Origin of the sequence: Blastococcus goldschmidtiae (genome assembly GCF_031845325.1) — a bacterium.
Taxonomy (GTDB): Bacteria; Actinomycetota; Actinomycetes; order Mycobacteriales; family Geodermatophilaceae; genus Blastococcus; species Blastococcus goldschmidtiae.
The window spans coordinates 1-9866 of sequence record NZ_JAVREI010000030.1; the positions used below are offsets into that span (position 1 = coordinate 1).

Here is a 9866-nt window from a genome sequence, read left to right on the forward strand (position 1 = left end):
AAGGCCTCCTCTGGTGGCGGAGCGGTTCCTCGACAGCTCCACTCCACACCGGGAGGCCTTCGCCCATCTACAACTCAGATCGTGTCCTCGCAGGTCCTCGACCAACGTGCCTGGTCATCACATCTAGGCGTCGAGGCCGCAGGCGTCGAGCCCCTGCACGAAGCCGTTCCGGAAGAAGTCGACCAGCTGGAACCCGGTGAGGTCGGCGTCCGGGACGACGGAGGGCTCGCCGCCGAAGGCGAGCAGGAACTGCACGCTCTCGTCGACGTCCCCGGGTGAGACGGAGGTTCCGCCCGCCCGGCCCGCGAAGACCTGCGCGGCGTACCAGCCGCTGAGGCAGACCGCCGAGCGGAGCGCCTCCTCGCCGTCGGTGGACAGCCCGAGCTGGTCGCGCACGGCCAGCCCGTACGGCAGGGCGACGGCGGTGGCGACGGCGAAGTCGCCGAGCTCGTCGTACGCCGGAGCGGCCAGGTCCGTCCGGTCGAACGCCACCAGGTTCTCGTCGGCGCAGTAGACGAGGTCGAGGCCGGCGTCGGGTGCGCAGCCGGGGGCGTCGCCGTCGAACGAGGCGATGGTGGGCGCCTCGAAGTCCGTCACCGCCTGCTCCCACGCGGCCGGCAGGGACGTGTCGATGATGTCGAGCAGCTCGCCGTACGGTGCGTTCCCACCCCTGGCGACGTCCTCGTCGCTGGCGAACGGTTCCTGGGTGAAGACCCGGTCGGGCCCGAAGTTGTCCCGGCAGGCCGCGGTGCCGCTGTCGAAGCCCTCCTGGAAGGCGGCGACCCGGTCGAAGTAGGAGCCGTGTGCCTGCTGCTCGCCCGGGTTGGTCCCCACCGGGTCGCGCAGCAGCAGGTAGCCGCGCAGCAGCTCGTCGAGCTCGGGGGTCCGCAGCACCGAGTGCTCGGCCCCGCCGTCGGCGACCCAGCGCGTCCAGGTGCCCGCCAGGCAGTCGGCCTGGGTCTCGACGGCGATCGAGACCGGCGGTGCGCCCACGCGGGCCTGCACGGCGTGGGCGAACTCGTGCGCCATCACCAGTGCCGGGATGAACCGGCCGTACTCCGCGCCCAGATCGGCCAGGAAGGTCCGGTCGTAGCTGATCGAGTCGGAGTTCGGGGCGTCGCGGGCGACGCAGTAGAAGGCGTTGTCCTCGACGTCGCGAGCCACGGCGCCGCAGCCGATGCCGCGGGGGTAGGCAGCCGGATCGGCATCGCCGGGATCGACGCTGAAGTAGCCGCCGGCCAGCGGCTCGAAGGCGATGCCGAAGTCCTCGGGGAGCCGCTTCCCCCAGAAGACCTCCAGGTCGGCGAGCGCGTTGCGGGCCAGCACGTCGACCGGCTCGTCGGTCGCGCCGGTGATCCCGGTCTCCCCGGCGGCCACGTCGGTGACCGGCGGCCGGGCCGGGGTGGCCTGACCCACCACGACCACCGAGCACCCGGTCAGGACGACCAGCGAGAACGCGACGGCGGTGAGCCTCGCCCACCGCCGTCGCATGCTGCTCGCCCCCACGAAGCGGACCGGTACCCGTGCGGGCGCCGATCAGGCCTCGTGCAGGAACCAGACGGTGCCCAGGGGAGGTGCAGCGATCGTCGCGGAGTACGGCTGCCCGTGCCACGGCTCCGCGACGGCCTCGACGCCGCCGAAGTTGCCCACCCCGGAGCCGCCGTACCCCTCGGCGTCGGTGTTGAGCACCTCGCGCCAGTAGCCCGCGCGCGGCAGACCGATCCGGTACTCGTGGTGCGGGGTGCCGGCGAAGTTGACCACGCACGCGAGCGCCGAGCGGCTGTCCTCGGGAGCGGTGTCCTGGTCCTCCGCGGCGTTCTCTGCGGGCGGCTCGGCGTCCGTCGACGTCGTGGACTTCCCGTAGCGCAGGAAGGACAGGGTGTTGCCACCGGCGTCGTTGGCGTCGATCCACTGGAAGCCCGACGGGTCCACGTCGTGGGCCCACAGCGCGTCCAGCTCGCGGTAGCGGCCGTTGAGGTCGGTGACCAGCTGCAGGATCCCGCGGTGCGCCGGGTCGTCGAGGTGCCACCAGTCCAGTGAACGGCTCTCGGCCCACTCGGAATCCTGGGCGAACTCCGAGCCCATGAACAGCAGCTGCTTGCCGGGGTGCGCCCACATGTAGGCGTAGTAGGCGCGCAGGTTGGCCAGCTGCTGCCAGCGGTCACCCGGCATCTTCCGCAGCATCGAGCCCTTGCCGTAGACGACCTCGTCGTGGCTGATCGGCAGCACGAAGTTCTCGGAGTAGGCGTAGTGCATCGAGAAGGTGAGCTGACCGTGGTGGAAGCTGCGGTACACCGGCTCCCGCTCCGCGTAGGCCAGCGAGTCGTGCATCCAGCCCATGTTCCACTTGAACCCGAAGCCCAGGCCCCCCAGGTGGGTCGGCCGGGTGACGCCCGGCCAGGCGGTGGACTCCTCGGCGATCGTCATGACGCCGGGGACCTCGCGGTAGACGGTGGCGTTGAACTCCTGCAGGAACGCGACCGCCTCGAGATTCTCCCGGCCGCCGTACTCGTTGGGCAGCCACTCGGTCCGCGAGTAGTCCAGGTAGAGCATCGACGCGACCGCATCGACGCGGATGCCGTCGACGTGGAACTCCTTGCACCAGAACAGCGCGTTGGCGACCAGGAAGTTGCGGACCTCGGAGCGGCCGAAGTCGAAGACCAGCGTGCCCCAGTCCAGCTGCTCGCCGCGGCGCGGATCGCCGTGCTCGTAGAGGGACGTGCCGTCGAACCGGGCCAGCGCCCACTCGTCCTTCGGGAAGTGGGCGGGCACCCAGTCGACGATGACGCCGATGCCGGCCTGGTGGGCGCGGTCGATCAGGTAGCGCAGGTCGTCGGGGCTGCCGAAGCGCGAGGTGGGCGCGTAGTAGGAGGTGACCTGGTAGCCCCAGGAGCCACCGAAGGGATGCTCGGCCAGCGGCATGAACTCGATGTGGGTGAAGCCGGCCGCGACGACGTAGTCGACCAGCTCGTCGGCCATCTCGCGGTAGGACAGCCCCTGCCGCCAGGAGGCGGCGTGCACCTCGTAGACGCTCATCGGCTTCTCGTGCCAGCCGGCGGAGGCACGCTCGGCCAGCCAGGCGTCGTCGTTCCACTCGTGGGTGGACTCGGTGACGACCGAGGCGTTCAGCGGCGGTACCTCGGTCGCGAAGGCGAGGGGGTCGGACTTCTCCCGCCACACGCCGTCGGCACCCAGGACGTGGTACCGGTACCGGCTGCCGACCGGGACGCCGGGCACGAAGATCTCCCACACGCCCGACGAGCCCAGGGAGCGCATCGGGTAGGCCCGCGCTTCCCAGTAGTCGAAGTCGCCGGTGACCTTGACGCCCTGGGCGTTGGGCGCCCAGACGGCGAACGAGACGCCGTCGACGGTGCCGCCCGGGGTGTCGTAGCGCCGCACGTGCGCCCCGAGCACCTCCCACAGCCGCTCGTGCCGGCCCTCGCGGATGAGGTGCTCGTCGACCGGGCCGAGGGTCGGCAGCCACCGGTAGGGGTCGTCGACGGTGTGGCTGGTCGTGCCGCCCTGGCCGTCGGGGTACTCGACCTCGATGCGGTAGTCGCCCGGCTGCCGGGGGACGGTGGCCTCGTAGATGCCCCCGGCGTGCACCTGGCGGGCGTCGTAGCGACTGCCGTCCTCGTCGAGCACGGCCACGGAGACGGCGTCGGGGCGCAACGTGCGCACCACCCAGCCACCGCCGGCCTCGTGCGCGCCCAGGACCCGGTGCGGGTCGTGCGACCAGCCGTCCACGACGGCGCGCAGGTCGTCCTCGCCGACCTCGCCGAGGCTGGGCTGCTCACCGGCGGTCGCCGGCCCCCCGGCAGGGGCACCGTCGGACGCGGGCTCGGCCGGCGCGGAGGGTGACGCGGGCTCCGCCGGCGCGGAGGGCGAGGTGGGCTCGGCCGACGCCGGGGCGGAGGCCACGCCGCCGTCCTCCGGAGCCTGCGGCGTGCTCGGCTCGGCAGGGTCCGGGTCCGGTGCCTCGGGCGGTGCGGCCGGGGTGCCGGCCGGGTCACCCGGCTCGGCGATCGGTGCCGGGGCGACCACCGGCGTCGTCGTGGTGCCGCCGCCCTCGGGTGCGGTGGACGCGGTGCTCTCCTGCTCCGCCGTCGTCTCCACGTCGTCCGGAGCGGTGTTGCCGGTGGTCCGCTTCGCGGCCGGGGTCCGCTTCGTGGTCGCCTTCTTGGCGGGCGCGGCCTTCTTCGCCGGCGCGGCCTTCTTGGCGGGCGCGGTCTTCTTCGCCGTGGGCTTCGCGGCTGCCCGGCTCGTCTTCTTCGCCGGGGCGTTGATCACGGGTTCGGTGCCGGCGGCTGCCTCCGCGGCGGCCACGCGCTCCTCGACGGCTCGCTGCAGGTCGTCCTTGTCGGCCACCGGGTCCTTCCGGTCATCGCTGCTCATCGTCTCGTCCTCTGCTCGGGTCCGTGGTGTCCGCGCGTTCAGTCGCGGCTGGTGAGCCGGGACAGGGAGTCCAGCGGGATCATCAACCAGTGCGGACGGTTGCGTGCCTCGTAGACGCACTCGTAAACCGCTTTGTCGGCCTCGAACGCCCGAAGGAGTGGTGAGCCGCCACACGGGTCCAGGCCGCTGGCCTCGGAGTAGCCGGCGCAGAACGCGTCCCGGTTGCGCTCGGCCCACTCCTGCGCCCGGTAGGCCCGCTGCGTGTCCTCCGGCTGCTCGACCAGCATGTGCCGCGCGGCGTAGTCGAAGCTGCGCAGCATGCCGGCGACGTCGCGCAGCGGGCTGTCCAGCTCACGGCGCGAGGCCAGCGGGCGGGCCGGCTCGCCCTCGAAGTCGAGCACGATCCAGCCGGTGGCGGTGCGCAGCACCTGACCGAGGTGCAGGTCGCCGTGCACCCGCTGGCGCACCGTGGGCTCGGTGCTCCCGGCCACCGCCGCGTAGATGGCGCGGAGGCCGTCGGCGTGCTCGGCGAGCTGGGGGACGACCTCGATGGCGGCGTCCAGGCGCTCGCCCATCTGCCGGGCCACCGTGGCGTACCAGTCGCGGTCGGCCGGCTCGGTGGGCAGGACGGCGGCCATGTCGCCGTGGACCGATGCCGTCGCCGCGCCCAGCCGTTCGCTGTCGGCGGCGAAGTCGCCGCCCACCTCGTCGGCGTGCAGGTCGCCCTCGGCGTACAGGTCCCGCACGCTCGCCGTGGCCAGGCGCCAGCCGTCGCTGGCGTTGGGGACGAAGGTCTGCAGCATCGCGACCGTCGCCGGCTCCTTCGACGCGTCGGGGTCGTCGATCTCGATGTGCCCGAGCAGCGGGGCGATGTGCGGGTTCTCGGTCCGGCGCAGCGCGTCGTGGATCTCCACGTCCGGGTTCATCCCCGGCTCCAGCCGCCGGAAGATCTTGAGGATCGCCTCCGACCCGTAGACCAGCGAGGTGTTGCTCTGCTCGGTCGAGACGATGTCGCCGGGCACCCCCTCGGGGATGTAGGCCACGCCCGCGGGGTGGAAGTGCATCGGGCCGACGGTCGAGGCGTTCACCAGGTGGATGAGCCAGGGGGTGGTGGCGTCCCGGTCGCGCAGGGCGTCGTAGGCGTGGGACCGCTGGTCGCCGTCGCCGGCCAGCGGGCCGATGTAGGCCGAGCTCAGCTCCTCGACCTCGGAGTCCCGCCAGGAGATCGGCACCAGGTAGGTGTCGCCGTGGCCGTCGGTGTAGGTGACCCGCACGCGGTGCACCGAGAGCACCGGCTCGCTGCGGTCGAGGAAGAAGCCGTCCTCGGTGACGTCGGCCCACTCGCGGCCCTTGCTCCCGAACCACCGCTGCGCGGGCATCCACTCGCGGAGCAGCTCGGCCAGTGCGCTCATCGGGATCCTCCGGCGGAGTCGTCGGGATCGGGGAGGTTGTCACCGGGCGTCTCCTCCGCGGCGCTGACCACCCCGGCGGCGAGCAGGGAGTCGGCGATCGCGCTGCTGCCGGTGCTCTCCCAGTCCTCGGGCTCCTCGGGGGCGGGCTCGACCGGCTTGGACAGCTCGAACCAGTAGAAGCCGTGCCCGGCGAGGGTGAGCATGTAGGGCAGGACGCCGATCTGCGGGAACTCGACGCGGCCGGTCAGCTCGACCGGCGTGTAGCCCTCGAACTGCCGCAGGTCCAGCTCCACCGGCTGCGGGAACCGGGACAGGTTGTTGACGCACAGCACGACGTCGTCGCCGAACCGCCGCACGAACGACAGCACGGTGGGGTTGCGCGAGCCGATCTCCTCGAAGGTGCCCAGGCCGAAGGTGGGGTGCTGGCCGCGGACCTGGATCATCCGGCGCACCCACTGCAGCAGCGAGTTGCTGTTGCGCAACTGGGACTCGACGTTGGTGACCTGGAAGCCGTAGACGGGGTCCCCGTTGAGCGGGAGGTACATCCGCTGCGGATCGGCGGTGGAGAACCCGCCGTTGCGGTCCGGCGTCCACTGCATCGGGGTGCGGACGCCGTCGCGGTCACCGAGCCAGATGTTGTCGCCCATGCCGATCTCGTCGCCGTAGTAGAGGACCGGCGAGCCCGGCAGCGACAGCAGCAGGGCGTTGAACAGCTCGAGGGTGTTCACGTCGTTGTCCAGCAGCGGCGCCAGCCGGCGGCGGATGCCGATGTTGGCCTTCATGCGGGGGTCCTTGGCGTACTCGCCCCACATGTAGTCGCGTTCCTCGTCGCTCACCATCTCGAGGGTCAGCTCGTCGTGGTTGCGGAGGAAGACCCCCCACTGGCAGTTGTCGGGGATGTCCGGCGTCTGCGCCATGATCTCCGAGATCGGGAACCGCTGCTCCCGGCGCACCGCCATGAACAGGCGCGGCATGACGGGGAAGTGGAACGCCATCTGGCACTCGTCGCCGTTCTCGCCGAAGTACTCGACGACGTCGGCCGGCCACTGGTTGGCCTCGCAGAGCAGCACGACGTCGGGGTAGTTCGCGTCGACGACCTTGCGCACCTCCTTGAGGAACTCGTGGGTGCGCGGCAGGTTCTCGCAGTTGGTGCCCTCCTCCTCGAAGAGGTAGGGCACCGCGTCGAGCCGGAAGCCGTCGATGCCCAGGTCCAGCCAGAACCGCAGCGCGTCGATGATCGCCTCGCGCACCTTCGGGTTCTCGAAGTTCAGGTCGGGCTGGTGGGAGAAGAACCGGTGCCAGAAGTACTGCTTGCGCACCGGGTCGAACGTCCAGTTCGAGCTCTCGGTGTCGACGAAGATGATCCGGGCGTCGGCGTAGCCGGTGTCGTCGTCGGCCCAGACGTAGAAGTCGCCGTAGGGGCCGTCCGGGTCGCTGCGGCTGGCCTGGAACCAGGGGTGCTGGTCCGAGGTGTGGTTCATGACGAAGTCGATGATCACGCGCATGCCCCGGGCGTGGGCCTCCTCGAGGAACTCCTTGAAGTCCTCGATGTCGCCGAACTCGGGCAGCACCGCGGTGTAGTCGCTGACGTCGTAGCCGCCGTCGCGCAGCGGCGAGGCGAAGAACGGCGGCAGCCACAGGCAGTCGACGCCGAGCCACTGCAGGTAGTCCAGCTTGTCGATCATCCCGCGGAGGTCACCGACGCCGTCGGCGTTGCTGTCGGCGAAGCCGCGGACGAGCACCTCGTAGAAGACGGCGCGCTTGTACCACTCGGGGTCGGTGCCCGGCGGGGGCAGCGCGGAGTGGGCGGGGGCGGACTCGGGAACGGGAACGGTCATCGCTGCGGAGAGACCCTTAGGGAGAAGGCGGGCGGTTGCGGGCGGCCCCCGTGCAGGGTCCCGTCGCGAGCGTGCGAGCGGCGGGGGGCACGGGGGTCCTCTTTCAGGCGACCGGGGGCGGGAACCGCACGGGGCGGGGGAAGGTGACCGCGAAGACGTGTGCGGGCTCGCGGAAGGGATCCAGTTCGAGGTAGTTGAACTGGCCCCAGTCGTAGGAGGCGCCGGTGAGCTCCTCGGTGACGGAGAACCGCTCGTGCCAGTCCAGGCCGAGCGCCTGCATGTCCAGCGCCGTCGTCCCGATGTGGGTGTCGCGGCTGGACAGGTTCACGACCACGAGGACGGCGTCGGCCGAGCCCGGGTCGGTCCCTGGGTCGGCCGTCTTCGAGAAACACAGCAGGTTCGGGTTGTCGACCGGGTGGAAGTGCAGCGTGCGCAGCTGCTGCAGGGCGGGGTGCGCGCGGCGCACCTCGTTGAGCCGCCGCAGGTAGGGCGCCAGGCTGCGGCCGGCGGCCTCGGCGCCCTCCCAGTCGCGCGGGCGCAGCCGGTACTTCTCGCTGTCCAGGTACTCCTCGCTGCCCGGCTTGGCGGCGACGTGCTCGAACAGCTCGAAGCCCGAGTAGACGCCCCACGTGGGGCTCATCATCGCGGCGAGCACGGCCCGGATCTTGAACATCGGTGGGCCGCCGAACTGCAGCGACTCGTGGAGGATGTCCGGGGTGTTCACGAAGAAGTTGGGCCGCATGTAGTGCGAGTTCTCGGCGAGCTCGCGCCCGTACTCCTCGATCTCGTCGCGCTCGGTGCGCCAGGTGAAGTACGTGTACGACTGCGTGAAGCCGATCCGCGCCAGCTGGTGCATCATCGCCGGCCGGGTGAAGGCCTCGGCCAGGAACAGCACGTCGGGGTCGGTCTTCTTGACCTCCCAGATCAGCCAGTGCCAGAAGTTCAGCGGCTTGGTGTGCGGGTTGTCGACCCGGAAGATCGTGACGCCCGCCTCGATCCAGACCCGGATCACCCGCAGGCACTCGGCGTAGATGCCCTCGGGGTCGTTGTCGAAGTTGATCGGGTAGATGTCCTGGTACTTCTTCGGCGGGTTCTCCGCGTAGGCGATCGTGCCGTCGGGCTTGGTGGTGAACCACTCCGGGTGCTCGGTGACCCACGGGTGGTCCGGAGCGGCCTGGAGGGCGAAGTCCAGGGCGACCTCCATGCCCAGCTCGCGGGTGCGGGCGACGAACGCCCGGAAGTCGTCCATCGTGCCCAGCTGCGGGTGGACGGCGTCGTGGCCGCCCTCGGCGCTGCCGATGGCCCACGGCGAGCCGACGTCGTCCGGCCCGATCTCGTGCGGGTTGCCACCGGGGAACTGGGCGGTGTTCGGGCCCTTGCGGTTGACCGTGCCGATCGGGTGGATCGGCGGCAGGTAGACGACGTCGAAGCCCATGTCCGCGACCGCCGGCAGCCGGTCGGCCGCGGTGGTGAAGGTGCCGTGCGTCGGCACGCCGCCGACGACGGGGCCCTCGGAGCGCGGGAAGAACTCGTACCAGGAGCCGTACAGGGCGCGGGGGCGGTCGACGAACACCTCGAACGGCTCCGTCCGGGTGACCAGCTCCCGGACCGGGTGCTCGGAGAGGTACCGCTGCAGGCCCGAGGCCAGCGCGGGGGCCACCCGGACGGTGAGCTCCTGCGAGTCGTCGCGCAGCGCGGCGGCCGCGGCCGCGACCCGCTCGCGCCAGTCCTCGCCCGCGTCGGCGGCGACGCGGTCCAGCAGGCGCGCGCCCTCCTCGAGGTCGTTGGCCAGCTCGTCGGCACCCTGGCCGGCCTCGATCTTCACCTCGACGGCGTGCCGCCAGGTGGCCAGCGGGTCGCTCCACGCCTCGATGCGGAAGGTCCAGGGCCCCTCGCGGTCGGGGACCACCGTGGCCAGCCAGCGGTCGGGCTCGGGGGGGAGCTTCGCCATGCGCACGAACGGCGCGCTCGCGTCGTCGCTGCCGGGTGCGGTCCAGACGACGTTCGCGGCGACCGCGTCGTGGCCCTCGCGGAAGACGGTGGCGGTGATCGGCAGGTGCTCGCCGACGACGGCACGGGCGGAGAAGGTCCCGCAGGAGACGACGGGGGCGACATCGGTGATGCCGAGGCGGAGGTCAGCGCGGCCATTCATTGCCGCAACGCTATCGAGGTAGTGCGGCACGGGCACCTCGGCGGGCACTCGTCCGGGTGGGGGGTGGGG

Annotated in this window: 5 protein-coding genes; all 5 read right to left on the reverse strand. The window is 71.5% G+C overall.

Features of this window, described 5'->3' with window-relative positions:
- Positions 1 to 123: 123 nt before the first annotated feature.
- Complete coding sequence (locus RM425_RS21330; protein ID WP_311347247.1) at positions 124 to 1491, reverse strand: neutral zinc metallopeptidase; 1368 nt, start codon at positions 1489 to 1491, stop codon at positions 124 to 126.
- 45 nt (positions 1492 to 1536) lie between these two features.
- On the reverse strand, positions 1537 to 4395 hold the full coding sequence (gene glgB / locus RM425_RS21335; protein ID WP_311347248.1) for a 1,4-alpha-glucan branching protein GlgB: 2859 nt from the start codon (positions 4393 to 4395) through the stop codon (positions 1537 to 1539).
- 38 nt (positions 4396 to 4433) lie between these two features.
- Entirely contained in the window at positions 4434 to 5807 is a 1374-nt protein-coding gene (locus tag RM425_RS21340; protein ID WP_311347249.1) for a maltokinase N-terminal cap-like domain-containing protein, read from the reverse strand.
- Positions 5804 to 7645 (reverse strand): maltose alpha-D-glucosyltransferase, encoded by a 1842-nt coding sequence (gene treS, locus RM425_RS21345; protein ID WP_311347250.1) that lies wholly within the window; start codon positions 7643 to 7645, stop codon positions 5804 to 5806. The genes RM425_RS21340 and treS overlap by 4 nt, the downstream gene beginning before the upstream one ends.
- 103 nt (positions 7646 to 7748) lie before the next feature.
- Positions 7749 to 9797, reverse strand: coding sequence for an alpha-1,4-glucan--maltose-1-phosphate maltosyltransferase (locus RM425_RS21350; protein WP_311347251.1), 2049 nt, complete (start codon positions 9795 to 9797; stop codon positions 7749 to 7751).
- Between the last annotated feature and the right edge of the window lie 69 nt (positions 9798 to 9866).

What these genes read in the sequence shown, in the direction of transcription:
- glgB (WP_311347248.1), bottom strand. Translation starts at nt 4,395, where the DNA reads ATGAGCAGCGATGACCGGAAGGACCCGGTGGCCGACAAGGACGACCTG.
- RM425_RS21340 (WP_311347249.1), bottom strand. Translation starts at nt 5,807, where the DNA reads ATGAGCGCACTGGCCGAGCTGCTCCGCGAGTGGATGCCCGCGCAGCGG.
- RM425_RS21350 (WP_311347251.1), bottom strand. Translation starts at nt 9,797, where the DNA reads ATGAATGGCCGCGCTGACCTCCGCCTCGGCATCACCGATGTCGCCCCC.
- treS (WP_311347250.1), bottom strand. Translation starts at nt 7,645, where the DNA reads ATGACCGTTCCCGTTCCCGAGTCCGCCCCCGCCCACTCCGCGCTGCCC.
- RM425_RS21330 (WP_311347247.1), bottom strand. Translation starts at nt 1,491, where the DNA reads ATGCGACGGCGGTGGGCGAGGCTCACCGCCGTCGCGTTCTCGCTGGTC.